The sequence below is a fragment of the Methylobacterium sp. J-072 genome, assembly GCF_022829425.1.
Lineage (GTDB): Bacteria > Pseudomonadota > Alphaproteobacteria > Rhizobiales > Beijerinckiaceae > Methylobacterium.
In genome coordinates this window covers 16,099-42,191 of sequence record NZ_JAKSYK010000139.1, presented here as the reverse complement: position 1 = coordinate 42,191, position 26,093 = coordinate 16,099, and the positions used below count along the sequence as shown (strand labels likewise).

Below are 26,093 nucleotides of genomic sequence, written 5' to 3'. Positions count from 1 at the left end.
TCGAGGAAGCCGAACGCATCGCCAAGGAACTCCAGGCGCAGGTAAGCGGGCTCACTTTTGCTCGACGCTGAAGGCAGGCCTCTCGTCTTTGAGAACACGCCAGCCGGACATGGCATGTCGGCCGGGCGGCACGGTTAAGTCAACGTTGAGGGTGCGGCTATGCCGGCGCCGGACCGGCGCAGGCAATCGCTCTTGCTATCTCGAACGAGGCTTTCACTCAGCGCTTTCGAGTGCCTGCGATAGGCCCAGCCATCCCTTCACCTTCGCAGGCAAAGAGCCAGAGTGCCTCTTCGCCGATTTGGCTGAAGCGCGGACAGCACCCAGCCGACCTGCAACCTTCACCGCGCCGAGCGGGTCGGCTTGCCGCCCGATGGCGAGCGCGCCTTCCAGAACGGAAAGGCCGTCCTGAAAGTCGAACGGACACGGTGCGGGTGAGAATAAATTGTCGCTGTTGAGGTACGCATCGATATAGCGCTCCCGCTGCCGCTCGACTCCGGCTGTGTCTGCACAGGCCAGCCGCGTCACGAATGGCATTAGGCGCTGACGCTGTGTATCCGTAGCATTGTCGTTGAGCTGCATCGCGAGCGCACAGATCGGGCGCGAGAAGCAGTCCGGCATCGCTTTGACCGAACCGACACGCTGATAGGGGAAGCCGCACGCCACGACTGCTGCTTCGTTAATGCAGGTACCGCCGTCAGGACCGGGAAACTTGTGTGAGCCTCGGAGAAGCTTCCAGTTCAGGATGTGATCGAAGTCGCTCATGGTGGCTAACTCCGTAGCCGCCCCCGCACGGAGCCTCCTCCCATGCGCTCATACCGTCAACCACGTCCGTTGTTCTGGCGCCGCCGACCCTGCCCGGGTATCAGCCCCGGCCATGGCTAAACGCGTGAAGTTGCTCCCGCAGGAGCGGGGCTCCGTTCTGTTCGACGTCGTCTTCGAGGACGGCAGCCGCGCCTCGAACCGACGCGTGCCGATGGAAATCCTGGGCGGCTTGGACGGTGATCAGCCGGCCCGCGACCTCATTGAGCAGCAGGAGGCCGAGATTGCCGAGAAGGCGGGTCGTCCGCCGCGAGAGATCCAGAGCCTGACGCGAGCAGCTAAGCCGGAGCCGAAGCCCGTCCGGGAGTAACAAGGCACCTGGAACGGTCTACACTGGGTGAGCGAGCGGCGTTCGTGAGGGGCACCTAGACAGATCGACAATCCGACCTAGCTCCGCGGCGTCGGCATTGCGCCGACCTCCAGACCGTCCAAGCGGTCCCGCAAGCCGACTGAGTGCTGCTCGGGCACAAATCCGTAGGCGCAGCCATGATGCTGGATTTGCTCAGATCGTCACCTCTGCGCCGTCCGGATCGGCCCTGAATGTCCAGGCGCCGCCGCTTCGGAAGGTGGAAGCGGTCCCGAACGTGTCCTCCATGAACTGCATCTGGGTAATCTTTCCGCCTACGACTCTGGCGAAGATCGCGACGGGCGAGATTAGCGTCCGGTCCATCACCCGCGAGCGAAAGGTGCAGCTTACGAACACGGCGACCCGCTCATCGGAACCTAAGGCCTCCTGCACGTCGAAGGCTAGGATCTCCCAATGCCGGTTGACGTTCACGAACGTCTCCACGATGGACTGCGCGCCAGTATGCGATCCGCACCAGGGCATGATCCGCTTCAGGTCGGGATTGTCGTAGTTCAACGACACGTAGGTGGCGTCGGGCGCCACCAACTCGGCGACGGTCGACGGATTGGCGGCGTCGCCCAGAAGGGCCAGGACTGTTTCGACCGGTGTGCGCATGTCGTGTCACCCCCTTCGATGGTGCAGTTCGCGCCCGGTGATCCGTGCGACTCTTCTGTGTGGGAGGGTCGCGCGCCGTCAGGGCAGCACGACGATCTTCCCGCCGGCTCGGTTCTCCTCCATGAAGCGATGCGCCTCGGCAATCTCGTCGAGCTTGAAGGTGCGGCCCACCTGCACGCGCAGGCTGCCTGTCGCGACCTGTTCGACGAGTTCCTGAAGCGGCGTGCGCATGAAGTCCGTAACGCCGCCGTCGTAGGTCGTGAGGCACACCCCGCTCGGGATCACGTCCATCGGACTGAAGTCCGGCAGAGACCACCGGTCGCCGACCATGCCCGTCATGCAAACGATGCCGCCCGGCTTGGCGCAGCGGAGCGAGTCCTCCAGCGTCGTCGCTCCGACCAGTTCAAGCACCTTGTCGACGCCCCCTGGGCAGATCTCCGATACCTGTGCGGCGATTGTGCCCGTGTCGATGAAGACCTGATCCGCGCCGTTGTCCCGGAGCATCTGCGCGCGGTCGGTGCGGCGCGAGGTGGTTGCGACGTGGACGCCGTGCGCTTTGGCGATGGCGGCCGCGGCAAGCCCGACCGAGGTGGTGCCGCCCCGGATCAGCAGGCGCTCACCCGCCTTGAGCCGTAGGGCCGTGAACAGCGAGCCCCAGGCGGTCTGCAGCATCTCGGGTAACGCACCCAGGACCTCCCACGGCAGGTCGGTGCGCAGGACCTGAACCTGACCGATCGGCACGCGGACATATTCGGCATAGCTGCCGTCGAACTTGCGACCCATGCCGCCCATCGCGGTTGCGACCGTGTCGCCCTCAGCGACCGTGCCGTCGGGCGCGGCCACGATGGTGCCGACCGCCTCGATGCCGAGCACGCGCGGGAACGCGACCCCCGGTGACTGACCGCGGCGGGTGAACAGCTCCGACCGGTTCAGGCCGAAGGCGCGCACCCGGATCAGCACCTCGCCCGCGCGGGGCTCGGGCATCGGGACCGCCTCGACCTTCAGCACGTCCGGACCGCCGGCCTCGCGGATCACCGCCGCCCTCATCGTCGTCATGGTCGTCCTCCTGAGCCGGGAACGTCGTGGATGCTCTCAGCCCTCACCCTGCACGGGGTTGGTGTTGAAGACGTACAGGGTGATCTTCCAGGCGCCGTCGATCCTGCGCAGCACGAACACCTCGCGGTTCAGATCGACGACCTGCTTGCCCCCCTCCAGGACCGTCGCGTCCTTGTGGTGGTAGGTCCGCACGACGGCCGTCTCGCCATGGACGTCGATGCCGGCGTAGCCGAACACGGTCGTGAACCGGGCGACCCGGAACAGGGCCGCGTAGGCATCCCGCTTCTCCTGGCGCGTTGCGAAGGTGGGCTTGTCGTTCCACTCCGCGACGCCGTCGGAGGCGAACAGGTCCAGGATGCCGTCAGTGTCGCCCGCGTTGAGGAGCGTCTCATAGCGGTGGACCACGTCGTAGGCCGCGCGCTGCCCGGCCGCGACCATCGGATCGGACGCGAACGCGAAGCTGCTGGTGGTCTGATCCGCTGCGTCGACCGGTACGAGGGCGGCCCCGACAAGCGCTGCACTAAGGAATAGATTGCGCAGGCAGGAGATGAGCGACATGCACTCACCCATCTGTTCGACTCACGGCGCGGCGCGCGTCGAGGCTGAGGCCGGTTGCACCGGCGCGGGCGAGTAGCAGGAAGCCGCCAGCCATAGTGAGGTTCTTCAGGAAGTTGATCAGCTGGTTCTGATCGGCGAAGGCGGTATGGAAGGTGGCTGCCGTCAGCAGGCACCACCCGGCCAGGCACACGCCGAGCGGCCGGGTCCAAAGGCCCAGCAGGAGTAACACCCCCGCGCAGATCTCGAAGGCGGCGGCTGGCCAGACCAGCATGGCGGGGACGCCGTAGGCGCTCATGTAGCCTTGCGTGGCCGCGATGGCGGTGAGCTTGCCGATGCCGGACAGCAGGAACAGGGCTGACATCAGTACGCGCGCCGACGCGTCGATCCATTTCGGCAAGAATAGGGTCATCGCGGGCGCCTCACGCCTGCGCCGGCAGCGTCGTGGAGAAGCTGTAGCGAGCGATCTTCCAGGCGCTGTCGACCTTCTTGAAGACGAACAGCTCCTGGTTGGCTTCCGGGATGTCGATGCCTGCGGCCAGGATGCGGATCGTGCCGGTCGAGGTGGAGCGCAGGAAGGCCCATTCTGGCGTTAGCACCCGGATCTCGCCGATCTCGAAAGCGATGGCGAGCTTGATTGCCCCAGCCATGCCCGCATAGGCCGCCTGAACCGCAGTCTTACCGACCTGGGGCGGGCTGTTCTGTGCCATCAGCACCCCGTCGTCGGTATAGAGTTCAGCCACGGCGTCAGCATCTGAGCGGTTGGCGGCCTCTCCGTACCGCTTAAGCACCTCGGCAATAGCCTGTTCATCCGCGTTCATGGGCTGATCCTTGCGAGGAAAAATAGAGTTGGCCACAGAATTTTTTTGGACTATCGAGCGAGTCACTGGCTCGGCGGGTTCGTAGGCGAGAAGCTGTAGCGGGCGATGCGCCAGCGACCGTCGTCGCCCTTCTGGAAAATGAAGAGTTCCTGGTTCGCCTCGGACGTCGTCTTGCCGCTGGAATGATGCAGCGTCTTCCCGGCGGAGTTGGTCCGCACGAACGCCCAGGTTGGGGCCATCTGGACCACCTCGGAAATATTGAATGTCACATCGAATTTCAGTTCTTTGAAGACGGCATCATACGCCCTGCGAACCGCGTCCTGACCGATGAAGGAGGACGTGTAGGGCGCCATGAAGATGCCGTCGGGCGTGTAGAGGGGTAGCACAGCGGCGCTCTGACCACCGTTCAAAGCTGCGTTATACGAGGACAGTGCGGCGCGGATCGCGACTTCGTCGCTCGTCTCGGAGGACGGGGCCGTCGATGAACCGGTGTGCGTTTGCGCTATGCTGGGCTGAGTGGGGATGAGAGCAAGGACAGCTAGGGCGCAGGCAGCGGTAAGACGAACCTTCATTCACGATACTCCGGCACCTGTTTACGGTGCCTCATCAGTATGCGATCTCTCATTGAGCCATAACCCATTCAATTTGGGATGGCCTATCCCATATATGGGACAATGATGCTCGATCTGAACGCTCTTTTCATCTTCGCCAAGGTCGTGGAGGCCAACAGCTTCGCGATGGCCGCGCGTCAGCTACGCATCCCGACCTCGACCGTCAGCCGCCGCGTCGCCGAGCTTGAGAGCCAACTCGGCGTACGTCTCTTGGAGCGCTCGACGCGTAGCTTGCGGTTGACCGATCTCGGCTCAGAAGTTTTGGAGCAGGCGCGGCGCAGCATCGAGATCAGTGACGGGGTGATGGGCCTCGTCTCGAACCGGATGACCGATGTCTCTGGCGTCCTGCGCATCGCGTCTCTGCCCAGCATCTCCGACACGCTCGTCGCGCCGCTCGTCGGCGCATTCCAGGCCGCCTATCCGAACGTGCTCGTGCAGGTTCTCGTAACCGAACGCTACGTGGATCAGGTTGCGGAGGGGATCGATGTCGCCTTTCAGTTCGGCCCCCAGCAGGACTCGGACCTCGTCGCACGCAAGATCCTCACATACCGCCACCGACTGGTGGCGAGCCCGGCCTATCTCACGGGGCACCCTGCGCCCCTAAGTCCACAGGATCTGTACGACCATCGGCTGCTGGCATTTTCCTTCGGAAAACCTGATAGGCGTTGGACCTTCACTCACCAGGACAGTGACCGCAAGGAGACCGTCACCTTCCAGCCGTCCTTCACGATGAACGACTATCTCGGTCTCGCCTCCGCCCTGCTGGCGGGCTCCGGGATCGGCGACCTTCCGCCCATCGTGCGGCCCGACCTGCTCGACGACGGGCGCCTCGTCGAGGCGATGCCCGGATGGCGTTTCCGTCCCTTCGACCTGACCCTGGTCCATCTGGGTCATCGATACGTGCCGCGGCCGGTGCGACTGTTCAAGGAGATGGCGGTAGAGCTGGCTTCCACCCTGTTCCCCGACCTCCCATCGTAATGAGATCGCGCGTCGCGAAGCGTATCCACGGCACAGCAAGTGAAATCTGGCTAGACGACGCCTTCATTGGACGTCCGACTATGCATTCTCATTTCTAGAAGCGGACCGGCAAAATTCCACCCATCGTGGACCCTGCTGGAGCCGTAACTTGTCGGCGTCAACGCACACCCGCGAGGTCGAGGAGCGATATGCCGGCAGCCGAGATGACGTTCCCACGCCCCCGCCAAGGTAAGACGATCGAGTTCGCTGCCGGTTCAGCTGCCACCTCCGGCAGCGCGGTCTCAGCCGTCTCAACTTCGCGGTCCTGATCGTTGCCACGCAGCCATGTGATCTGGCTGCCGGTGTGGTTCTCGGGCGCCGCCAGGGACGGCTCGGCGTCGGCGCCGTCCTCAATGTCGGTATCGCCGTCCATGCGGTCGAGGACGGCGATGATGCGGTCCGCCGCGTCGAGGGCGGTCTGCGCCGCCTCCTCCAGGCTGGCGCGAAGCCCGGCCCCGGCCAGCGGCTCCAAATCTGGAGCGGCCGGTTTCGGACGCGGAGTAAAGGTGAGCACGTCGCCCATGATGTCAGGTCTCGGATCGCGATGAGGGGGAGGCCCGGCAGGATCCGGCCAGGGCGGTACGCACGGCTACGGAAGGGGCCGGTCAGCCCCTCGCACGCTCGGCGGCGGCGTGGGCCAGCAGCTCGCGGGCGAAAGCCTCGATCGCCTCTGGGTCGCCGTTGTCGATGGTCTGCACGGCCAGCATCGACAGCCGGGTCTCGCGGTCGGAGGCGTTGTCGGGCAGCCGCCGGGCGGCCTCCTTATCGACCGCAGTCTCCACATCGGTCAGAGCGTCGCCCAACCACTGCATCAGCTTGCCGGCGGCGTTGTACTGGTCGCCCGGGTGCTTGCTCTCGTCCCATCCGCGGGTGTGGCACCGGCTCGTCCAAACCAAGGCGTAGGCGAAACTGCTGACGCGGTCTGAGAGATCGTGCAGCGACTGCAGGTCCTCCAGCGAGGCGGACGCGAGGTCGAGCATGCCGACGAGATCGAGTTCGGGGCGTTGGTTGACCCGCTTCGGCAGATCTCCCTGCGCTAGGGCCGCCATGTGGATGTCGATCGCAAGCCGCCCATCCGTGCTGTAGTCTTCGCGTTTCTGCCCGAGCCGCCATTCGTTGACGTAGTGTAGCCACGCCAGGGCGATCGCCTTTGGCAGGATGTTGTTGACGGTCACAGGCAAAGCATCGGCAGCGTGGAGCAGAGCGAACCGGCGCTCCTGCATCGCCTCATAGGCTGCGGTCTGCTCGTCGGTGCCATCATCGCCTGTGTGCGCCGCCCAAGCTGGCCACAGTGCTAGGATCTTGGCGGACAACCCATCGATCGCCGGTCCAGCCGTCGTTCCGCCTTCGCGCGGCGGCACATAGTTGAGTTCGTCGAGATGCAGTTCCCGGCGTAGGGCGACCTGCTCCGCCTCACTCTTCTCGGGACCGCCCCGGCGCTTGAATTCCGCGACGGCGATGCCGTGGAGGCGGTCGAGTTCGAGGCCGATGGCATCGGGGATCCGGGCGAAGCTGAACGGCTTGATGGCGGGCGAGGCCATGAACCCGGGCGGTGGGTTTTGCCAGTCCACGGCCCCAACGACCGGCGCCATTTCACCCTGCACATCGCGCCAGAGCGAATGCGACAGGATCTGATCCGGATCCGGCTCTTCCGGCAACGCGGACAGCAGCACCTTGGGCTGGTACGCTGCGAGCGCCAAGAGCTTCACTCGGAACCCAGCGACGGTACGGGCCGGCAAGCGGGCAATCTGTTCAGCGAGCCCAGTAGCAACCGTGCCGGCGGTCTCGGCGGCGTCCTCAAGTTCGGGCGTGACAAGTTCATCGAGAAGACGAGCCTGCTCAGATCGCCATGCATCCCACGCGGTCACGATCTCCTCGGCGCGGACCTGCGCCTCGGAATGAGGCACGATGTCAAACCGACGGCCGGGGTGGTCGATGTGGGAGCGCTCGCCCTGGCAGATCGGACGCAGCACCTCGTGCGTCATCGGCATGATGCGCCGCAGCCGGGCAACATCCGAACCGCGGATCTTCCGCCCCTCCAGCGCCTCGGGCATCATCCAGTACTGATGGACGTTTAGGCGTTCGTCGGAGGCGCGGTAGGTCAGGCAGGCCGGGCGCTCCGGCATATGCCGGTCCGCTTCCCGCTGAGCCGCATTGCAGGCTTCGCAGGCCGCGGTCTCGCGGGCTCGGGCAGCCTCGAATTGCTGACCCAGGTGTAGCAGCTCGGTATCGTCGCCAACCTCGGTCTGGGCAGGAGGAGCCTCAGATGCGGGCCGCGAGGCGGTGCCGAGATGGTTGAGACTGGCCTTCAGATCTACGGCGCGCTGCTTGAGCGTCGGGCGATCAGCGTCACGGCGGAACGGGTTGGACAGCTTGAGAGAGGGCACGAGCGGCCTCCAGGGATTATGGGATGGAAGGAGGCGCGGCAGACGATGCGCCGCGCGGTGGCGGCGTCAGGCGTCGTCGAAGTCGTATTCGGCCTTGGCCTCGGCGATAGCCCAGGCCGGCAGTGAGCCCTCGGCGTCGTAGAGGGCGGTGTCGCGCTCCTTCACGTCCGGCTCGTCGCCGAAGCCACTGAACCGGGGCGGCAGTTCGGTGCCGGTCATCGCCAGAACGGACCGGATCAGGCTCACGGCGGCTACGTCGTGCCTCTCCTCGCTATGCGACACTTCCCATAGGATCGTCGCTGCCAAGGCCACCACGCCGAGGCCATCGAGCGTGCGCGGGGGCGGCAAGGTCGCGACCTCTTCAGCCAGCGCCCAGCACCTGCGCTCGACCAAGGTGCAGGCCACGTCCTCGATGGAGTTGATCTGCGCCTCACCGTCGATCGGGCGGCAGGCCCGGTCCTCGGCGTAAGCCGCGAGCAGCCGATCGCGGTGATCGGCGTACTCGGTGGGCTCATGGGTGCGGGCGGCGGCCATCGCCGGCAGCGGCACGGCAGCGGCTACGGATCCGGCCACGATGGTCCGGCGGGTCTGGCCGGCAAGAGAAACCCGCAGATCGTCAGCGCGACCGCGTAGGCGGGTAGCAGGATCGCGGCGGATCAGGTTCTTGAGGGAGGCACGGAAGGACATCGCGGGATCCTCGGATGAGGAACGCGGGCGACCGGCCCGCTCGGTTGCGGGTCGGGTTCAGAGCAGGGAGGCGAAGCCGGTCAGGACGATCCCGCCGCCGATGATGGCGACGGCGGCCAGCAGCTCGCCAGCGATGTCGAGGAAGCGCGGGGCCCGAACATGGGCGGTGTCGGGCCGAACGGGCATCACGACCCGCCAGGGCTCATCCTCGCCAGGCAGCGCCTCGTCGTGCAGGGCGAAGAACTGGTCCTCGGGCCAGTGGTGTTCCGAGGCGGGACCGTGGGCTAACTGGCGCACGACACCGGCCGCGGCATGCCCGAGCGGCACGGCATTCGGGATCACGGCCGGCGGCAGCGGCGTGCCAAGAAACAGGGTCAGGTCGGCAGCGCGGGCCTCAGCGAGGCCATAGGCGGGCTGGTGGCCGTCCTGGAAATCGGCCTCCTCGGTCAGCCACCAGCGGAGGTGCGCCAAGAAGGCAAGGGCCCCGAACCGGGTCGAGCAGGCGGTCGAAACCAGCGCCTCGCTGGCGGCGTCGTACTCGTCATTGGCGATGACGCTCGGGCGGCCCTCAGGCGCCACCTGGTATGCGTCGTAGGCGGCGCGGTGGCGCTCGATGACGGCATGGATCGGATCGGGGGTGAGGAAGGCGTGCAGCATCGTTCGGGCTCCGCAATGGGCTCGTGGGACAGGCTCAGGGGTGAGGATCGGAAGGGGGGTGCGCCGAGGCGGCGCGCGTTAGTCGGGCGGCTCGTCGGGCTCAGGCACAGCGACGAAGGTCTGCCATTCCTCGGGGGTGATCCCCGACTTGATGAACTCGCGCTGGGGCGGCGGGAGGTGGCGGAACACGTCCTGCAGGAAGGCGCCGGTCTCGTATTCAGCCAGCTGCTCGACCGTGACGGGCAGGTCGAGGGTGGCGACCTTGCCGGTGAGCATCGAGGTGCGGGTGATCAGCATGGCGCCCCTCCCCTCAGTGCGCGGCCATGTGGCGGGCCATCTTGGCGGCGCGCCACGCGGCGGTGAGGCAGACGGACATCGCCTCGCCCCAGGTGCAGCCGAACCGCTCCTGATGGGCACGGGCGGCGGAAGCAGCGGCCGACATGATGGCGCCGCGGTCGAACTGGCCGGCGGCGAACAGCGGCCGGCGGGTCAGACGCACCGTCAGGTCGATGCGGGCCTTGGCCGAGAGCAGGCCGGGGGCGATAGCCGGCCGGCTGTCGTGAAGGCTGCGGGAGAGGGTGTTCCAGGAGACGGTGCGGTAGGGCATCAAGGCGTCTTGTCATATGATTTCGTTGAAAATCAGATTGTAGATATGACGGTCGCCTGTCAACGCCTTTGTAGCACGATTGACGAAAAAATATGACGCGCTATTCTGCGTCCATGCTTACCCCTGCCTTGTCTCGCGCCGCGCGCGCCCTGCTGGACTGGTCGCAAGAGCAGTTGGCCGAAGCATCACACCTCGGGCTGTCGACGGTCCGGGATTTCGAGAGGGGGCGGCGCGTACCCAGCCACAACAACCTGGCGGGCATCGAGCGAGCCCTGCAGGATGCTGGGATTGAGTTCACACCGGAGAACGGCGGTGGCGCAGGCGTCCGTTTCAAGCACCGGGCCGATGGAACACGAGACGAGCACTAAGGACCGGTAGATGCCTCGCCGTCGCGCTACATGTCACCACGAAGCCGGCCACGCTTTCGTGCGCTGGTTTTTCGGTTTCAGGACCGACCGCGCCGTGGTCCAGACAGGTGAGGAAATCCGCGCCGGCAAGCGTCTGAGGGGGCGAGATGGTGGCCTGTTCACGTGCCACGGCATGGTCAGCGGGGAGCCAATCCACGAATGGCCGTTCCGCCCTTGGCCGCTAGCGGGCAGCCCTGAACAACAGGCGGCAGGATTGCGGTGGTGGACTTATCGGCGCGATGTTGAGCTGATCCACTGCTACGCCGGCTTTCACGCCGAGGCGCACTACCAGCGCGTAGATCCAACCGCGGCCATGTTGGGCGGCGGCGGCGCCGACATGGAGCGGTTCAGCGCGATCATGGAGGGATGGTCGTTGGACAAGGCCGCCCGAAGCGAGCTTGAAGCGAAGGTCGATGCTTGGACGCGAGGGCTCGTCCGCTCGCCCTTGGGATCCGCTGCGATCCAGGCTGTCGCCAGCGCCCTCATGGCCCGTGGTCGGCTCTCAGGGGCACAGATCGCCATTCTCTGCCGGCAGACCTATGGCGGGCGAGAATGCGCATTTGAGGCGTGGGCGACCTGCTGGCCGCCGACCATGGCTCAGATCCGTGCCGGCTATATCCCCGAACGGTCCGCGATGGCCGCAGCCTGATACCTCAGTCTGTCCAATTCGGGCTTGGACCGATCGCCATTGCCGACCGAACTGCGGGCACTCCTCCTCTTGCGGCTCCCGCTCCATCGGCCCATCGTGAAGGCCTGACCGAACAGGATCTTAGCTTGACTGCTTTAGAAGCTCGGCAGGACCCGGCGCCCCCTACCCCCTACGAGCGCCAGATCCTCGTCAACGTTGGCAACCGCTACGTGGTGTTCGGATCTCAGATCCGGATACACGGAAAGGCTTTGCTCGGCCCAAGCGACGTCAAAACTCGCTTCGCAGAGCGCGTCGGGGATGAGACCGACTTCCCCCCTGACCGCCTAATTGGCAGCATTCAGATCAAGGATGCTGACGTGCTAAATGCACCCGCGACGGGGGTGCCATGGGCTGACCTGCAGATCACCTTTGCCAATGGGGCGGCCCTCACGGTCGACGTCAAGGTAGGCGTCCGAGATTTCAAAACGGAAGAGCTGGAAAGGCATTGGGCCGAACTCAGGGAGCTATCGCGAAAGCCAGGGCCGCGGCACGAGGTCTGGAACTTCAACGTTGAGCGCCTGAAGCTGACGATCCTCGGCTGGGAAGGTGGCATCCCGCACTCCAGCGACCTCGACCCACTCTACGTTTGGGAATTCAACGATGACGGTAGCGTCTTCGACCGGGCGTACGTTGATGAGCGCTTGGACGATTGGCAGCACCGGATTGAGGCTATCTACACCGAAGCCGCAGCCTGGGCCGCACGCGATGGCCTGACCGCAGATCGCTCTCGCACGATCCTCATGTCCGAGGAGTTGATGCAGAAGTTTGCCGTCCCGGACCGCGAGCTGCCTATTCTCGATCTCAACCGCGGCGAAACACCGGTCATGAGCATCGTGCCGGCTGGACTATGGGTCATTGGCTCGAACGGCCGCATCGATGTCATCACACAAGATAAAGGCGCGATCCTCTTCGATGCCTCCTCCGCTATGGAGCCGGCTCGCTGGATATTCCTTGTTCGAGGTGAGAGGCGTGAGCCGCAGCCTTGGAATGAGGCTGCCTTCCATGGCCTAGTCGGCGCGACCGTCCCGGCGTGAGCAAGCTCACCGAGACGAAGCAGGCCTATGACCGTGTCCAGGGTTTGCTCAGGAAGCAGCTTCTGACCCAAGGAAGCGATGCTCGACAGATCCGAGCCGCGCAGGAGGCTGTCGATACGGCCTTCTACCTATTGGGCTGGGGGCAATTCGAATACCTTACTCGTCGGGAGGCTGAAAGGCGCGTCGATGAACAAGCTAAGGCAAAAACTATTCACGGCGCTGCCTGGCGATATGTGAAGCAGAACATCAAATCGTTTTCTTTAAGAAAGAAGTTAGAGGTGATATTCCACGCCGACCAAGCTACCCTGGCGTCCCTCGAAGAAGATTACGAACGTCGTAACGAGACTGCACACGACTATAAAAAGCTGCCGAAAGAGGCGCGAGACATTTCAGCTTGGCTCAAAGAGCTTGAGCAACTTGTTGACCGCTATTGATGTGTACGGTCGCACTTGATGGCTGACATCGACATTCCGGCACTGAAGGAGATCCTTTGGCACAAGATGCATGGGGATCTGAAATCGCTGGTGCCGTGGTTCACAAGTCACGAGCAGATCTTGTGCCCGGTGTGCTTTCGCCCGCTCCGCTATGACGATTTTTCACTTGAGCATATCATTCCAAGGCAGGCCGTCGCCGACGATCCCGAAGAGGTCCGTGCAGCCATTCCGCGGAACGAGCGAAGCGGTATGACATTGCTGTGCCGCAAGCCTCTGCTCATCAATCAGAAAATAATGTACAATAACGGGTGCAACAGTTGGAAAGGCAAGTATTTTGATCCATTATTGAAGGATGTATTCAAGCCTGGGTTATGGACCAGACCGTTTACGTCGCAGCACCACGTTGCCCTGTTCTGTGCCGGATATCTCGGGCTAGTCAGAAAATTCGGCTATCAAATTGCATTAATGCCAAGTGGCCTCCTAATGAGAAACCAATTTTTTAATCCCCAAAAATTCGTGAAAGAGTTTCCGATTAGCAGCCAAGTGGTTTTTACGGGAGACGCCACCGTGGAATACAGTGAGGATACTCGGGATTTCTGGAGTGACCCCTTCAGGTTCAGCGTCGGAGAAGGCGTTGCCGTGACGATTTTGCGAAACCTCGTTCTTCCTATCCCAATTTCGCGGGACCCAACCTCTCCGCTGGCCCGCGTGCTTCCCTACGCACCCTCCAGGTTCAAACTGCGGCCTGATCTACGCACGGCGTTCGATTAAGCAGGCGGCTCCCCTACCCTCTCTATGTCGCGGGAGATCCTACGAGGGGAGCCTGATCGTGCCGAAGCCGCCTCGCCCTCTGCCGGATCGATCCGAGATCACTGAGGACACACCGCTGCATCTGAGCACGGCGGCTCGGCTGGCCTTCCCAGACGGCGTGATGTCGGGCTTGGCCCTGCGGAACGCGGCCGCCCGCGGCGACCTCGAATATGAGCGGCTGGGCAGCCGCATCGTCACAACCCTGCGCTTCATCAGGGAATGGCGTGAGCGGAACCGCCAGCCAGTGCGCTCAACTGCGACTAAGCCGATCAGCGACGAACGACAGGCGGCAGCTGTGGCGAACGCCTATCGTGTCCTCGCGGACCTGCGCGCCAAGCCAAAGAAAGGCCTGCCCAGCGATGCGCATCAGGCTGCGTCGGCCGCCCTTGAGGCTAGGCTCCGCGCCTTGTCGAAGCCGAAATCTGACATGGACAGTACGAGCAGCCGAACTCGCCGAGTAAAGGGATAAGCGATGCCCCGCACTCCCGACCGGGTGACCCAGGCTGGCATCGCGCGGGCAATCCGGGCCATGCGTGCCGCCGGGTACCCGGATGTACGTGTCGTATTCCGAGCGGGCTCGATCATCGTCGAAGCCGCCCCGGAGGAAGCGGGGGTGGATGCCGGCCGGCCAAAAAAACAGGAACGGCTCATCCTGCTGTGAGCCTGATCCGCTACGGCACACGAAGCTCGCGCTGGAAGGGAGCATGACGAAGCGACCGAGACAGCCAAAGGAGCCCGTAACACTGGAACCGCGCTGCCTGACGATAGCGGACGCGGCGGCCTATTGCGGGCTGACCCCAGGCGGCTTTCGGCAGTGGGTCAGCATCGGCATGATGCCGCCCGCGCTCCCAGGCACGCTTCGGTGGGATCGGAAGGCCATCGACTTCGCCTTGGATCGGCTGAGCGGACTGCCGACCGGCGCATCTGCCGAGTCCGAGGAGAGTGACATAGATCGGTGGCTCCGCGAGCACGATGCGGGGGAAGCGAAGGCGCGGGCCCCCGCCGCCAACCTTCGTGGGCCACCCTGGCGGCGCGTGCCGAAGTAGCTTCCGCCCGGCCTGCCCACGCGCCTGTCGCTCCTCGACCAGCCCAAGCTCCCGAAGCACCGGCATGTCGCTTGGATGCGCCCCGTGCCGCATGCTCAGCGGGTACAAGGCGCAGGCGCGAAGGGCTTCGAGCTGAAGACGGCGGAGAGAGGGTCGGATCTCGGACGTCATGAGCCTACGCAAACGCCATGATCATCCGCTGCCGGGCCTCAGCCAGACGCTCATCATCCTCGGCCATCGGCATGTCGGCAACCACCGCCTCGACGATCTGACGGGTGGTCGCCTCATCCAGCCCGAGCCCGCGGGCGAACCCGTCCAGGCGCGCCATCGCGCGATGAACCGCGCCCTTGTCGGGGGTGTCCGATGGCTCGCTCATCCTTGGACCGGGAAGCCCATGATGACGGCGGTCATAACCATCGTGCGCCTCACGCCAGGCGTGGTGCCCTCCTCGGCCAGCAGCTTCATGGCCTGCGGATGCATGGCGATCGCCTTGGGTCTGAACCCAATCGGTACGTTTGTGACCCGTTGCTGGGTGTTCGCGGTTGAAGCAGCGGCTTGCGCGGATCGACCCAGGCCCAGTTAGCTTCCTCGATCCGGCCACCCTCATTAACCACACTCGAGTGATTGGGTTCGACCCTAGAACGATGACGAGTGTCGGTCCGTCCAATCTCGGCCTGGACCGACCGGCACTGCCGACTGACATTCCCGATCCGGGATCGTCTCAAGCGTAGCCGTTCTGTCTCCGATAACCGTCCTTGACCACTGTGCACCTCGGGCCGTGTTGCGTACTTGGCCGCTTCGCCGTGAGGAACGGCACCGAGCCCCGCCAGCCCTGAAGTTATGGGCGGCGGGGCAGCTTCCGCTATCCCGCCCGCCTGGCACTCCAGCTGCCGCTACACTCGATCAGCCCGCCGGACGTGCCCCAGGTGCCGCTGCCGCTGCCCTCCGTGTTGAGGCTCCCGGCAATCGGCACCCTGTTCGTTCCTTTGGTAATCGTCGCTTTCACTGCGCCCGCAGCGGAAACGCCACCGGCGATGTTGATTTCATCACCCGGGATCGAAGCGTCGCTGCCCTTGATCTGCACATGATAGCTCGTGCTGGCTGGACAGGCCCCCTGGGCGGTCGCAGCAACAATTGTCCACGAGCCATCGTACTGGTTCGGTATCCGCACCTTCCTCATAGCGGCATCAGCTGGACAGAGGAGGACTGATGGTAGGGCAGCCGCGAGGATCGCCACGGGAATACGGATCATAGATAGCCCCAACGTTCGCTGAACCATGGGCCGCTATGGTTGGCCGCACTCCTCAAGATACGAACGTAAAACCTAAATGGTTTCAGATTTAATCGAAACCGAACCGCTAAATTGCCAAGCTTGTAAATGAGCTTGACTGTTTCCTAATTAAAGCTCCTGGCAGAGGATGCGCTGTATCTGATTGTACAGTGAAATTTTATCGTTCCATCGGTTCAATTGCTGAAACTCCCCTGCGATCACGATCGTAGGGAACCGCTGACGCCGTGTTTCGGCGTCGTGCCGGGGCGTGCGGTTCCTCAGCCTTCCTGGCTATGAGCCGACGTGCCCGCCGAACTCAGGAGAACATGATGACGAAGACCACCTTCGCTCTCGCTGCGGCAACCCTGCTCGGCAGCTTCACTCTTAGTGTCGGCGGCGTGTCGGCGGCTCCAGTTCCGGTAAGCGGTCTTCAGGCCAGCCAGTCGGATGTCACGCAGGTCCGAATGATGCACGGCGACCGTATGATGATGAAGAAGCGGATGATGCGCCGCCGCATGATGCGCAAGCGGATGATGCATCGCATGTGAGGCGATCACTGTCAGCATCGGGAGGGCTCCGGTGGAGCCCTCTCACCCTCTGTCGTTCCGCCCGATTACGAGGCTGACGCCTTGTCCCGCGCCTACAGGCTCGCGGTGATGCCCTGCCCTGTGTACCAGGGATGATACCGTTGGGTCGTGTCATCCTCTGACGGTCTCTTCTCCGAGCAATCAGCGTATCCCTACGCGACCAAGACGGCTGCCCTGAACGTGAGTCGGATCCGGATGGCAGATCTGAAGGTCGATCGATTTAATGGGAGACCGCCGATCTCCACTCCTGAACCCTATTTTCTGGCTCATCCCAGAAAACGGTGGCGGCGCCGGGATCCGGTTCCGGGAGCGGAAGGTGTAGGCATTGGAGCGAGCAGGCCGTACCACCGAGCACCTGAAGGCGAAGGGCTATCTGAAGTGAGACTGGGGACGCTCGCGACGGCGCTAGGCGTCTTCGTCGTGGCGTCAGTTTCAGCTAGGCTGCTGAACGAAGCCGGCGTGGAGAACGCCCCAGTCCTTGTCCTGCTAGCTGGGTTCATCGCTGGTGGCACAGTCGCGATCCTAAGCTGAGGAGCCCGGCACAGCATGAGCGATCCCGAGACCGACGATCTCTTCCGTGAACGCCTGCTGCGGGAGGTGATCGAGGAGGATCGTGATCGGGTTATGCGGGCTCAAGGGAAGCAGCTCGACGCGATCGGCCGCAAGTACGACGTGTTCAGAACCGGGGTGCCGCTGGACGGCTTCGACGGGTTCAAAGATGACAACATCGGGGACGAGGGCTGACCCCATCCCCACCTCGTGGAAGAGACGCTGAAAGTGCAGGCGCAGGACGACATGCCGCCGGCGATCGCGCGAAGAGCCCTATCCGGCCGCCCTACCTATAAGATCTCACCGATCGGGATCTCAGCTATGTGGTACCTCTACGGCTTCGTGCTGCTCGCCGGGATCGCCAATGCGGTACAGCCTGGACAGAACAGCACGCTGGCCAAAGGCCTTTCTCAGCCGCTCACAGCCGGTCTCGTCGTCGGGGTCGGAGCGGCGTTGAGCGTCCTCATCATCGGATTGATGACCCGGCGTCTGGCATGGCCGACCTACGTCGAGTTGGCGCAGATGCCGTGGTGGGCGTGGTTTGGAGGGCTGCTGGGTGGCGGCGTCGTCATCAGGCAGCTCCTGATCGCCCGCCAAATCGGTGCCGGTGCATTCCTCTCGCTCCTCGTCACCGCTGGCGTCGTCACCTCCATCTTACTCGATCACTTCGGTTGGGTCGGCTTCGAGGTGCATCCAGCAACCCTGTGGCGGCTCGTCGGCAGCGTGCTCATGATCGCTGGCGTTGCCCTAATAGCCGTGTTCTGACCCCATCCTCCGCCTCGTGGAAGAGGCACTGATGGTGGGCTAGTCGGGGTAAGCTACAGATCCGCCGCGAGGGCATCGCGAGCCATCCGGCCGACCACAGCCTCACGCTTTGCCTGACGGAGAACGATGCGAGCAGCAGCACGAGCGTTGGCCGCTCGCTGCTGTGACTGTGGACCGCCGTCGCGAACAGCGCGCCGTGCCAAAGCACGGAACCATCGGACGTTGGCGAGGGCGACCGTGCGGCGATGCAGAGCGCCTCCTACGTTGACCGAGGCGGTGGTGATGAGAGCAGACATCCATCAGATCCGCGGCGGACGTCCTACGCTTTCCGCCTAACGCACGCTTCGGAGTACGCTGTGGCCCAAAGCACGACAGTGAGGCATCGCACATTCGGATGAGCGCCCTCCTTCAAACGATCCCGCCGGCGTCATCTTCATCGAGGAGAACGATGAGAGACCGAAGGTGCCGCTATCGACGTACCGCCGCCGTCCTCGACACCGCCATCCTGCCAGTTATCCTCCCGCCATGCGCACAGCCCTCGCCGCCCTCGCCTTCGTTGTCGCTGCCGGTGGGACGCAGGCAGCCGAGCCGATGCCGGTGCCGAAGTTCAAACCCAACACCCTCTACCCCGATGCTCGGGCTTCGCTTCTTCAGCTCGGCTGGAGGCCTGCCCCTGTGCCACCGTCAAGCCGAGTGTGCGAGCGTCGCGAGGATACCTGCGAAGCCTACCCGGAGGCTGAGACCTGTGCGCCGTTCGGAGCCGCGGCGTGCTCGATGCTCTGGAAGCGTGGCGAGCAGCTCATCAGCGTCATGACAATCGGCGACACCGACATCCTAGTTCGGTCCGCGTCTTGTCGGTCAGGCTGTTAGCTAGCCGCGGAGAGCGTCGCGATTGAACGACCTGCAGCTGCGGAAGAGGCGGCGCACCCCACCAGGAGCGCGCCGCAAGTTGGCTCGCGGTCTCATCGACGAGCCGACGCCCATGGCAAAGCCCAGGCCACGAAAAAAGCCCGCGCCGGCGAACCGGGCGGGCTTCCAGTCTTGGACAAAGGTGTCACCGCGGAGTCCGAGGCTGGCGTGCGCTTAGCATATGACAGATCATGACAGGGGTGTTGCTGCCCGCCGGTGATCGAACTAGCGCCGGGCCCCTCGCCGCTGCACCCAGGTCATCGACGGCCGCCGCATGCGATGGCGCCGCATCCGCACGTTGGTGAGCATATCGGAAGGCGAAGAGACACCGGCTACGGGGCCAGCCGGCACGGCGGCGGCCGGAAGGCTCAAGCCAACCAGGCTGGCACCGGCAAGCGCGGCCAAGATGAAGATACGCATGGGGATCCTCCGTGCCTCAGCGCAGGAGGACCGCGTCGGCTATAGGGAAGCGCTGAGGTCCGGTTCCGGTTCAGTAGCCGCACCCACCCACGACATCGTCCGCCGTGGTTTCACACTGCGTCCCTTGCCAAACCTCCAGGACAGACGGCAAGGCGATGCAGCAACCATCGATGTAACTAAAATAAGTTTGCGCGACGCTTGATTGCCCGAGTGATTAAGGTTGCGCTAATCATACGTCGCCAAATGGTACCCCAACGCCTATCGACCTGGATCGCTATTATACTGGATTGAGTTGTTAGATGTATGCTGGTGAATACAACCTGCACTTATCGTAATATATCCAGGCCGTGTGCTGATATGCAGGATCGCCGCGCGAAGCTTCGTGTCGAAGCTACCATCGAAGGCCATGTTGCCTTCCCAGGGGTCGATGCAGGAGTCCGCTGTATCGTGACGAACCACTCACCCGTGGGTGCTTGCCTCGCTTTTCCCCCCGGCCTCACAGTGCCGCGCTACTTCGAACTCGCGATCGGCCAGGAGCCGATGTCGTCAACCGTTCGCATAGTCTGGCGACGAGAGGACTTGGTGGGTGTTGCGTACGCAGCACCCCGATCGGGCATACCCGACGTCATCCTAGGCTGATTTGGCGAACGCACGCAGCCAAGAAGTTTCACAGTCTCGCCGTCTTCGGGGCGCTTCCTGAGAGCAATGGCGGTGATGGATCGCCAAGTTCACTCCGTCTTGGAGTGCCCCGCGTTGCGCAACACCCTCCTAGCCCTTCTGGCCATCGTCGTCGTCATGGCCGCTCACGGCGTGGCTAAGCTAGTGCTGCTGCCGTTCCGGGCACTACGCAGCCTGTTCCGGCACAATGCCAAGCCCGCGCGGGTCACGGCGCGCTAACCAGAACCCGGCACCTTACGCGGACGCCGATGAGATAAACGACCTCCCCCGCCAGCTCGTGGTCAGATCAGGCGGCGGGGCCGAGATGAGAGTGGGAAATCTCAAGCGTCAAAATCGCGGTCTCAGTGCTCCGTCCCCGGCATGTTCGGACGTGGCGCGCCGCCGTGGTCCTTGATGAGGTTGGAGCGTTCCGGGTCGCCTTTCAAATTGGCGACCTGCTTCCGCGCGCCTAAGGCAAGAAAGCCGACACCACCGATCGTGCCGAGCGCCAAAAATAAAAGGGAAATGCCGCTGCCCATGGGACGTACCTTTCGTCGGAAGAACCGCCAAATAAAGTGCGACAGGGAGCATGATGCTGAATAGCAAACCGCGGCTTCGACTGTAGGTTGCGGGCTGTATCAAATACGGGGTGCGGCGTCTTCCCTTAAACTCTTCGGGTCGGATCGTCCTAGAGTCACGCCACGTTGATCCAAGCCGCTGCTGCCGCGGTGCGGAGTGTGTTGTGTACAATCCCATCCTGTCGTCGATCCTGCTCGCATTCGAGTCCCAACGCGTAATCGAGCTACGCATGGTACGTCTGGCCTGGGGCGGCCACGAGGGCCGAGCCGAGGCGCAATCGATGGTCATCGAGAAGATGCAAGCTGCCACTGAGGCGATGACGACGCTGATGCTCGGCGGTTCGCCTGAGACGGTTATCGCCCGCTACCGTGAGCATGTGGCCTTCAACATCAAGCGGCTGACAGCTGCCTGATCCGAGCACCGGCCGGGCGGCCATATCATCACGGCTCGCCCGGCCTCGCTTCAGCGAATGGCGGCAGTCTTCACCAGGGGGCACTCGCTCTCGGTGAGCGGCGGATAGGCGTCATTCGGCTTGATCGTACTTAGCACCTTGTACACGTCCCACGGCCCCTTCGACTCTGCCGGGCTCTTCACCTCGACGAGGTAGAAGTCGTGCACGAGGCGACTGTCGGCGCGCAACGTTGCGCCTCGGGCGTAGAAGTCGTCCACCGGGTTGGCCCGCATCCAGGCTAGCACTGTGTCCGTGTCATCCGTGCCTGTCGCCGCCACGCCCTTCAGGTAGTGGCTCACCGCGGAGTACATTGAGGCTTGGGCCTCGCTCGGCATAGCGCCGTGCAGCTTATAGAACCGCTGCGCGAAGGCGCGCGTCTCGTCGTTCAGGTCCCAGTACCAGGCGGTAACCGCGCGCAGGCCCGCGGCGATGCTCAATCCCATGCTGTGCGTGTCGGTCAGGAATAGCAGCCCGGCCACCGGCTTCTGCGGACCGCCAGTCATACCGAACTCGGTCCACTGTTTCATCTCGGTCACCAGTTGCGACCCGGTGCTGGCGAACCCGATGGTGTCAGCGCCCGATGCCTGGGCCTGCAACAGATAGGAGGTGTAGTCTGTCTCTGCCGAAGGATGGAATACCTCGCCCAGAGACTTGCCACCGGCAGCCGTGAGGAGCGTCTGAGAGACGGACACCATGTTGCGGCCGAAGGCGTAATCCGCGCCGATGAAGAACCAGGTCTTCTGACCCTTCGGGACGAGGTCGCGGATCGGGCCGGCGACGAGGTTGTAGGCGTCATGCAGCCACGACAGCCCGGTGGGGACGCACTGCCTGCCGGTCACCTCGGTGGTGGCGACGGCCGAGTATACCGCGATCCGGTTCTTCTCTCGGATGATTGACTGGATCGCGAGCGCCACGGCCGAGTTACCGACATCGGCGATTAGGTCGACACCGTCGACATCGATCCATTTTCGAACAATGGTTGCGCCGACATCCGGCTTGTTCTGGTGGTCGGCCGCAACGACGTCGACCTTAATGCCGGGTGCCTTCCGGTTGAAGTCTTCGACCGCCATCTGGGTGGCGATCACGGAGCCCTTACCGGTTGGATCAGACAGGAACCCCGTCTGATCGTTGACAACGCCAATTCGAACCACCCCGCCCGAGATCTCGGCGCTGACCGCTGCGGTGGCTCCAGCGGCGATGATCAGCAAACCGCCGAGCAGCGCCCGCACACGAGTCTCGAGCTTGCCCGGCATGCTTGTGCTCTCCGCAATGAAGTCCAGGATGGATCTGCGTCTGGCCCGCCCCCTTCATCCAAGATTGGGTTCGGGAGACCGGGTAGTGCGCCGTTGCAAGTGACGAGCCGGATTGATCATGCGAACGGCCGAGGCCGGCCAGCGCATGCCGACTTCGCATACCTCCCGTCTGCAACCCGTGCAGGGTGCGTTCGAGATACTCGGACCGAGGCCGCGAGCGTCTACGTCGACGTGACCACGTTACAACGTGGTAGCGCGATCCCGTTGCCAGTTCCTGCGTGGTGGTCTAAGGTCCGATAAGAAGAGATTATCGGACACTAGAAGACAGCATGCCAGCGACGCCGCCTCGCCTCCCCTTCTCCCACGCCGGGCAGGACTTCGTCGTCAAGGCGCGGCCAGTCGCGGACGGCGTCGAGGTCCGTGGCTTTTGGCAGGCGCGCTCGAGGGGACGGACTCGGTTCTCCGTCGTCGTGCCGGCTGACGCCATACAGAAGGCGCAGAGGCCTGACTGGGCTGATCCCGTGCAGGCCGCACTGAAGCTCGTGCGGAACCAGATCATCTCGGCAATCAACGAGGGCGAGCCGCTGGCTGAGGAAGCCCAGCCTTGAGCACCGAAGTCGCCCTCCCCTCGCCGACCGGCCTGCAGGCATTTGCCGACCGGGCACGCGAGTACGCGGATCAGTCACGCGCAGCGAACACACGCCGAGCCTATGCCTCGGACGTGCGGGCGTTCGCACACTGGTGTGAGGCACGAGGCGAGGCCTCGTTGCCGGCGAGCCCAGCCGCCATACTAGCCTACCTTATCGACCACGTGACCACGTTGAAAGTTGTCACGTTACAACGTCGTCTTGCTGCGATCCGCGAGCAGCACGCGGCGGCGGGGTTCGCGTTGGACTCTTCGTCCGCAGCGTTCCGCGACACGTGGCGGGGCATCAAGAGGGCACACGGTCAGCCTGCAATGAAAAAGCGCCCCCTGATGACGGTGGACCTTCGTCGCGCCGTGGCCATCCTGCCGGACACGCTCGCCGGCAAGCGCGATCGGGCGCTGATCCTGGTTGGCTTTGCCGCAGCGCTACGGCGCTCCGAGCTTGCCGGGCTTGAGGTCGCCTGTAGGGACGGTGCGGCCTGGGTCGAGGAGCGACCCGACGGCCTCGTGGTCCACCTCGCCCGCAGCAAGACGGATCAGCAGGCCGAGGGCGTCGAGATCGGCGTGCCCTATGGGTCGAACATGGAGACGTGCCCGGTGCGCAGCTATCGTGCGTGGATACAGGCAGCTCGCCTGAAGGAAGGCCCGGCGTTCCGGCCTATCGACCGGCACGGGCGGCTCGGCACCGATGCAGTGACGGATCGGGCCGTGGCCCGGATCGTCCAGCGCACGGTTGAAGCAGCTGCGCTGGCAGAGGGGCATGCGCCGGAGGAGGCGCGCCGGCTCGCATCAGCCTATGCCGGACACTCGCTCCGGTCCGGGCTCGCTACGTCGGCTGCGGCTAACGACGCGCCCGGCCACGCGATCCAGCGCCAGCTCCGCCACAAGCGCTTCGACACGACGAGCGGCTACATCCGGTCTGGCCAGATCTTCAAACAGAACCCGGCCGGGATGGCGGGGCTATGATGTACGTCTTGGCTCTCACCACACAGAAGGGCGGATCAGGCAAAAGCACGCTCGCAGCCTCGCTCGCCGTTGCGGCGATGCAGGACGGGGAGACGGTCGCGGCGCTCGATACAGATCCGCAGGCGTCACTCGTAGGCTGGGGGCGGCGGCGCGAAACGAATGGCCTGGACGTGCAGCGAGTCGAGCCGTCAGCGTTCGCCGGCACGCTTGGGCGGCTCCAGGGCGCAGGCGCAGTCTCGCTCGTCATCGTGGACACACCCGGCCGGTTCGGGCCTGACGTCGCCCTGGTACTGCGCGAGGCCAGCCTGTGCCTTCTACCGGTGAAACCGTCCATCCTCGATGTCGAGGCGGCCCGGCCGACGGTCGAGCAGTTGCGGCTCCTCAAGCGGCAGTTCGCCTTCGTGCTCAACCAGTGCAATCCCACGACGCAGGCCCGCACACTCGACGCGGCGACGGCCTTGGTGAGCACTGGAGCGCTCGCGCCCTCGATGGTGGCGACGCGGTCAGATTTTCTGGACTCAATGACGACAGGGCTCGGCGTCACTGAACTGGCGCCGAAGGGCAAGGCAGCAGTCGAGATCCGGCTGCTCTGGCAGTGGATCAAGGCGCAGCTCGCAGGGGCGAAGGCATGAGCAAGAAACCGCGGCCATCCATCAACGATCAGCTCGCCCGGATCGCTTCTCAAACCTCACCCGACGTTGCCACGTCACCACGTGACCCTGTGACGGATGTGTCACGTGATAACGTGACAACGTTGCAGCGTGACGATGTGGCAACAGCTACACGTGACAACGTGATTCCACAGTCGGCAGCAAGCGAGCCGATGGGCCCTGAGGGATACAAGCGCCGGGTCCGATACGAGAAGCCCCACGCCTCGATCTACGCGCACCCAAAGGTGTTCAAAGCGCTCCGTGAAATCGCGGCCGCTACGGACTGCAAGCCCCATGATCTCTACGTCGAGGGGCTGCGGCTCGTGCTGCGCCAGCATGGCCGCGACTTCGATGCTCTGAACCGGGGAGAGTGACCACGTGGTCACGTGACAGCGTTGTCACGTCAATCAGATAGAGAGGTAGTTTGGCTTCTGAGCTTAATCCTCGGGCGTGACGCAGGTGCCTAAGAAGGCCTTCCGAGCGGGGCCCTTCAGCTTCTGATCTGCGGCCTGTCGGCGGCAGCGTGCCAGCACCTCCGGATCGACGTTGTCAGCGGCCTCTTCACCTGGGGATGATGCGCCAGAGGCATTCCCTTCATCAGGCTCCAGCCGACCCTGTGCGGTTCCCATGGCAGGAAGGCAGGTGAGGGCGGTCAGGGCGGCTATGAGCGCGAGTGTGGATCGCATGAGTGTCCGCCTTGCCTGGCACGTCGGACGGGCACCGTGGATGCGGTCTAAGGCGAAGGTACGACCCGCCGATTTCACCCGAATCATGGACCAGTCTGGGCACCGGGATCCCAGGACGGTCGTCGGCTACATCCAGCGGGCGAACGCCTTCAAGGGGCATTCGGGGAGTGGGTTCCTGTAGGGAGGCTACTGATGCGCAGCGATCAGATCAGCGCCGCCGGCATCATCGCGGAGAACGTCGTTTTAGCGCTGGAGCGGCTGGATAGCGACAGCCTCGCGACGCTGACCCGGGGCGCGGCGATCGCTGGTCTCATGCGAGAGTTGGTGGCGGTGATGCCAACGCGGTTCAACGGCGTGCTGACAGCCGCCTGCAATCGATACCTCGCCACCCTGCCAGATCAGGGGTGGGCCGGACCGCGCGTCGAGACGGTCAGCATGGTCGACGGGTCAGTGACGATGCGAAGTGATTAGCCGCCATCATAGGCCTCAACACCACAGGATAGTGATCGCCAGGAACGTCACTTCGAACGCTAGCATCACGCCGATGAGGGCTTTGGCGTCTCGGTCGTCGAGCGCCCGATCCTCGCGCTCGTTGTCGGTCATGTTCGAGCCAGACCGGCGCGGCCAGAATAGGTGAACACCATGCGCCCTGTAGCGTCGGTGACAGTGGCGACACGGGGCCGATCGGGCTTGCCACTGTCGACTTCGTAGGCCGCGATCTTAGCCGCGTCGGCCTCATCCTTCGCGTAATAGATCCGTGGGGCGCTTCGCGGCACTCCGGTCTTACCGATGCGATCAATCTTGACGCGGTATGTCATGCCCGGCGCTCCAGATTGAACGCCTGCGCTTGCTCCTCGGATAGGAGGAACGTTAGGTCGGCGCAGGCGCCGCCAAGGCCGATGGCCTTCGACGTTGACACGTCAACTTTGCATAGGTCTCCAACGAGAAGAAATAAATTCTGCTGATTTTTGAAGAACCGTCCGAAAATTACCTTAATTGATTTGTTGATTAACTTGATCCGATAATTGGCGTAGCAAAACATTGTTGCGACGTGCGCGGCAATCGGAGGCTGTGCCGATGCTCACACCCTAAGCCACGCTCAGGGGTC

General features: G+C 63.9%; 37 protein-coding genes. 19 read left to right on the top strand and 18 right to left on the bottom strand.

Annotated features, from left to right (window positions below):
* Positions 1 to 213: 213 nt before the first annotated feature.
* On the bottom strand, positions 214 to 762 hold the full coding sequence (locus tag MKK67_RS16075; RefSeq protein WP_243966120.1) for a hypothetical protein: 549 nt from the start codon (positions 760 to 762) through the stop codon (positions 214 to 216).
* A 112-nt stretch (positions 763 to 874) separates the two neighbouring features.
* Between MKK67_RS16075 and MKK67_RS16070 the strand changes: the two genes are divergently transcribed.
* Positions 875 to 1,129, top strand: coding sequence for a hypothetical protein (locus tag MKK67_RS16070; protein ID WP_243966119.1), 255 nt, complete (start codon positions 875 to 877; stop codon positions 1,127 to 1,129).
* Positions 1,130 to 1,321: 192 nt separating this feature from the next.
* Here MKK67_RS16070 and MKK67_RS16065 read toward each other — a convergent pair whose 3' ends face one another.
* The 6 genes from MKK67_RS16065 to MKK67_RS16040 form a co-directional block, all read right to left on the bottom strand.
* Positions 1,322 to 1,780, bottom strand: a complete 459-nt coding sequence (locus tag MKK67_RS16065) for a nuclear transport factor 2 family protein (protein WP_243966118.1) — start codon at positions 1,778 to 1,780, stop codon at positions 1,322 to 1,324.
* A gap of 78 nt (positions 1,781 to 1,858) precedes the next feature.
* Positions 1,859 to 2,836 (bottom strand): zinc-binding alcohol dehydrogenase family protein, encoded by a 978-nt coding sequence (locus tag MKK67_RS16060; protein ID WP_243966117.1) that lies wholly within the window; start codon positions 2,834 to 2,836, stop codon positions 1,859 to 1,861.
* Between the two features lie 36 nt (positions 2,837 to 2,872).
* Complete coding sequence (locus MKK67_RS16055) at positions 2,873 to 3,394, bottom strand: YybH family protein (RefSeq protein WP_243966116.1); 522 nt, start codon at positions 3,392 to 3,394, stop codon at positions 2,873 to 2,875.
* Positions 3,395 to 3,398: 4 nt separating this feature from the next.
* Entirely contained in the window at positions 3,399 to 3,803 is a 405-nt protein-coding gene (locus MKK67_RS16050) for a DoxX family protein (protein ID WP_243966115.1), read from the bottom strand.
* A gap of 10 nt (positions 3,804 to 3,813) precedes the next feature.
* A complete protein-coding gene (locus tag MKK67_RS16045) occupies positions 3,814 to 4,212 on the bottom strand; it encodes a YybH family protein (protein WP_243966114.1) in 399 nt (132 codons plus the stop codon).
* Positions 4,213 to 4,274: 62 nt separating this feature from the next.
* A complete protein-coding gene (locus MKK67_RS16040; protein ID WP_243966112.1) occupies positions 4,275 to 4,784 on the bottom strand; it encodes a YybH family protein in 510 nt (169 codons plus the stop codon).
* 102 nt (positions 4,785 to 4,886) lie between these two features.
* On the opposite strand from MKK67_RS16040, the gene MKK67_RS16035 reads away from it, so the two are divergent.
* Entirely contained in the window at positions 4,887 to 5,801 is a 915-nt protein-coding gene (locus MKK67_RS16035; RefSeq protein ID WP_243966111.1) for a LysR family transcriptional regulator, read from the top strand.
* A 157-nt stretch (positions 5,802 to 5,958) separates the two neighbouring features.
* Here the strand turns inward: MKK67_RS16035 and MKK67_RS16030 are convergent, their stop codons facing one another.
* From MKK67_RS16030 to MKK67_RS16005, 6 genes are all read right to left on the bottom strand, one after another.
* Positions 5,959 to 6,363, bottom strand: a complete 405-nt coding sequence (locus tag MKK67_RS16030) for a hypothetical protein (RefSeq protein WP_243966110.1) — start codon at positions 6,361 to 6,363, stop codon at positions 5,959 to 5,961.
* An 82-nt stretch (positions 6,364 to 6,445) separates the two neighbouring features.
* On the bottom strand, positions 6,446 to 8,227 hold the full coding sequence (locus tag MKK67_RS16025; protein WP_243966109.1) for a hypothetical protein: 1,782 nt from the start codon (positions 8,225 to 8,227) through the stop codon (positions 6,446 to 6,448).
* Between the two features lie 66 nt (positions 8,228 to 8,293).
* On the bottom strand, positions 8,294 to 8,914 hold the full coding sequence (locus MKK67_RS16020; protein ID WP_243966108.1) for a hypothetical protein: 621 nt from the start codon (positions 8,912 to 8,914) through the stop codon (positions 8,294 to 8,296).
* 57 nt (positions 8,915 to 8,971) lie between these two features.
* Entirely contained in the window at positions 8,972 to 9,571 is a 600-nt protein-coding gene (locus MKK67_RS16015) for a hypothetical protein (protein ID WP_243966107.1), read from the bottom strand.
* A 78-nt stretch (positions 9,572 to 9,649) separates the two neighbouring features.
* Positions 9,650 to 9,868, bottom strand: a complete 219-nt coding sequence (locus tag MKK67_RS16010; RefSeq protein ID WP_243966106.1) for a hypothetical protein — start codon at positions 9,866 to 9,868, stop codon at positions 9,650 to 9,652.
* 13 nt (positions 9,869 to 9,881) lie between these two features.
* Positions 9,882 to 10,178: a hypothetical protein gene (locus MKK67_RS16005; protein WP_243966105.1), complete on the bottom strand. Its 297-nt coding sequence runs from the start codon at positions 10,176 to 10,178 to the stop codon at positions 9,882 to 9,884.
* A gap of 92 nt (positions 10,179 to 10,270) precedes the next feature.
* Here MKK67_RS16005 and MKK67_RS16000 point away from each other — a divergent pair, with 92 nt between their 5' ends.
* The 7 genes from MKK67_RS16000 (at position 10,271) to MKK67_RS15970 (ending at position 14,212) form a co-directional block, all read left to right on the top strand.
* Positions 10,271 to 10,546 (top strand): multiprotein-bridging factor 1 family protein, encoded by a 276-nt coding sequence (locus tag MKK67_RS16000; protein ID WP_243966103.1) that lies wholly within the window; start codon positions 10,271 to 10,273, stop codon positions 10,544 to 10,546.
* A gap of 10 nt (positions 10,547 to 10,556) precedes the next feature.
* The gene (locus tag MKK67_RS15995; protein WP_243966101.1) at positions 10,557 to 11,234 is read left to right on the top strand and encodes a hypothetical protein; all 678 of its coding nucleotides are present in this window, start codon (positions 10,557 to 10,559) and stop codon (positions 11,232 to 11,234) included.
* Positions 11,235 to 11,359: 125 nt separating this feature from the next.
* Positions 11,360 to 12,307, top strand: a complete 948-nt coding sequence (locus MKK67_RS15990) for a hypothetical protein (RefSeq protein ID WP_243966100.1) — start codon at positions 11,360 to 11,362, stop codon at positions 12,305 to 12,307.
* On the top strand, positions 12,304 to 12,741 hold the full coding sequence (locus MKK67_RS15985; protein WP_243966098.1) for a hypothetical protein: 438 nt from the start codon (positions 12,304 to 12,306) through the stop codon (positions 12,739 to 12,741). Before MKK67_RS15990 ends, MKK67_RS15985 begins: the two co-directional genes overlap by 4 nt.
* Positions 12,742 to 12,759: 18 nt before the next feature.
* Positions 12,760 to 13,512: a hypothetical protein gene (locus MKK67_RS15980; RefSeq protein ID WP_243966096.1), complete on the top strand. Its 753-nt coding sequence runs from the start codon at positions 12,760 to 12,762 to the stop codon at positions 13,510 to 13,512.
* Positions 13,513 to 13,570: 58 nt separating this feature from the next.
* Complete coding sequence (locus tag MKK67_RS15975; protein WP_243966094.1) at positions 13,571 to 14,020, top strand: hypothetical protein; 450 nt, start codon at positions 13,571 to 13,573, stop codon at positions 14,018 to 14,020.
* A gap of 3 nt (positions 14,021 to 14,023) precedes the next feature.
* A complete protein-coding gene (locus MKK67_RS15970) occupies positions 14,024 to 14,212 on the top strand; it encodes a hypothetical protein (protein WP_243966092.1) in 189 nt (62 codons plus the stop codon).
* A 560-nt stretch (positions 14,213 to 14,772) separates the two neighbouring features.
* Here MKK67_RS15970 and MKK67_RS15965 read toward each other — a convergent pair.
* Positions 14,773 to 14,973: a hypothetical protein gene (locus tag MKK67_RS15965; RefSeq protein ID WP_243966091.1), complete on the bottom strand. Its 201-nt coding sequence runs from the start codon at positions 14,971 to 14,973 to the stop codon at positions 14,773 to 14,775.
* A gap of 486 nt (positions 14,974 to 15,459) precedes the next feature.
* Positions 15,460 to 15,681, bottom strand: coding sequence for a hypothetical protein (locus tag MKK67_RS15960; RefSeq protein ID WP_243966090.1), 222 nt, complete (start codon positions 15,679 to 15,681; stop codon positions 15,460 to 15,462).
* 512 nt (positions 15,682 to 16,193) lie between these two features.
* Between MKK67_RS15960 and MKK67_RS15955 the strand changes: the two genes are divergently transcribed.
* The 4 genes from MKK67_RS15955 (at position 16,194) to MKK67_RS15940 (ending at position 19,994) form a co-directional block, all read left to right on the top strand.
* Positions 16,194 to 16,415 carry a hypothetical protein gene (locus MKK67_RS15955; protein ID WP_243966089.1) on the top strand — a complete coding sequence of 74 codons (222 nt, stop codon included), beginning with the start codon at positions 16,194 to 16,196 and terminating at the stop codon, positions 16,413 to 16,415.
* Between the two features lie 585 nt (positions 16,416 to 17,000).
* Complete coding sequence (locus MKK67_RS15950) at positions 17,001 to 17,198, top strand: hypothetical protein (protein WP_243966088.1); 198 nt, start codon at positions 17,001 to 17,003, stop codon at positions 17,196 to 17,198.
* 126 nt (positions 17,199 to 17,324) lie between these two features.
* A complete protein-coding gene (locus MKK67_RS15945) occupies positions 17,325 to 17,768 on the top strand; it encodes a DMT family transporter (RefSeq protein WP_243966087.1) in 444 nt (147 codons plus the stop codon).
* Between the two features lie 2,082 nt (positions 17,769 to 19,850).
* A complete protein-coding gene (locus MKK67_RS15940; protein ID WP_243966086.1) occupies positions 19,851 to 19,994 on the top strand; it encodes a hypothetical protein in 144 nt (47 codons plus the stop codon).
* A 122-nt stretch (positions 19,995 to 20,116) separates the two neighbouring features.
* Here the strand turns inward: MKK67_RS15940 and MKK67_RS15935 are convergent, their stop codons facing one another.
* The gene (locus MKK67_RS15935) at positions 20,117 to 20,293 is read right to left on the bottom strand and encodes a hypothetical protein (RefSeq protein ID WP_243946712.1); all 177 of its coding nucleotides are present in this window, start codon (positions 20,291 to 20,293) and stop codon (positions 20,117 to 20,119) included.
* Positions 20,294 to 20,496: 203 nt separating this feature from the next.
* On the opposite strand from MKK67_RS15935, the gene MKK67_RS15930 reads away from it, so the two are divergent.
* A complete protein-coding gene (locus tag MKK67_RS15930) occupies positions 20,497 to 20,745 on the top strand; it encodes a hypothetical protein (RefSeq protein WP_243966085.1) in 249 nt (82 codons plus the stop codon).
* A gap of 50 nt (positions 20,746 to 20,795) precedes the next feature.
* On the opposite strand, the gene MKK67_RS15925 is transcribed toward MKK67_RS15930, so the two are convergent.
* Positions 20,796 to 22,037 (bottom strand): ABC transporter substrate-binding protein, encoded by a 1,242-nt coding sequence (locus MKK67_RS15925; RefSeq protein ID WP_243966083.1) that lies wholly within the window; start codon positions 22,035 to 22,037, stop codon positions 20,796 to 20,798.
* A 329-nt stretch (positions 22,038 to 22,366) separates the two neighbouring features.
* Here MKK67_RS15925 and MKK67_RS15920 point away from each other — a divergent pair, with 329 nt between their 5' ends.
* The 5 genes from MKK67_RS15920 to MKK67_RS15900 all read left to right on the top strand — a co-directional run bounded on the left by MKK67_RS15920 (position 22,367) and on the right by MKK67_RS15900 (position 25,456).
* On the top strand, positions 22,367 to 22,645 hold the full coding sequence (locus MKK67_RS15920; RefSeq protein WP_243966081.1) for a hypothetical protein: 279 nt from the start codon (positions 22,367 to 22,369) through the stop codon (positions 22,643 to 22,645).
* Positions 22,642 to 23,649, top strand: coding sequence for a tyrosine-type recombinase/integrase (locus MKK67_RS15915; RefSeq protein WP_243966079.1), 1,008 nt, complete (start codon positions 22,642 to 22,644; stop codon positions 23,647 to 23,649). Before MKK67_RS15920 ends, MKK67_RS15915 begins: the two co-directional genes overlap by 4 nt.
* On the top strand, positions 23,646 to 24,281 hold the full coding sequence (locus MKK67_RS15910; protein WP_243966078.1) for a ParA family protein: 636 nt from the start codon (positions 23,646 to 23,648) through the stop codon (positions 24,279 to 24,281). Before MKK67_RS15915 ends, MKK67_RS15910 begins: the two co-directional genes overlap by 4 nt.
* A complete protein-coding gene (locus MKK67_RS15905; protein WP_243966077.1) occupies positions 24,278 to 24,673 on the top strand; it encodes a hypothetical protein in 396 nt (131 codons plus the stop codon). The genes MKK67_RS15910 and MKK67_RS15905 overlap by 4 nt, the downstream gene beginning before the upstream one ends.
* A gap of 504 nt (positions 24,674 to 25,177) precedes the next feature.
* The gene (locus tag MKK67_RS15900; protein ID WP_243966076.1) at positions 25,178 to 25,456 is read left to right on the top strand and encodes a hypothetical protein; all 279 of its coding nucleotides are present in this window, start codon (positions 25,178 to 25,180) and stop codon (positions 25,454 to 25,456) included.
* A 128-nt stretch (positions 25,457 to 25,584) separates the two neighbouring features.
* On the opposite strand, the gene MKK67_RS15895 is transcribed toward MKK67_RS15900, so the two are convergent.
* A complete protein-coding gene (locus MKK67_RS15895) occupies positions 25,585 to 25,803 on the bottom strand; it encodes a hypothetical protein (RefSeq protein ID WP_243966075.1) in 219 nt (72 codons plus the stop codon).
* Positions 25,804 to 26,093: the final 290 nt, after the last annotated feature.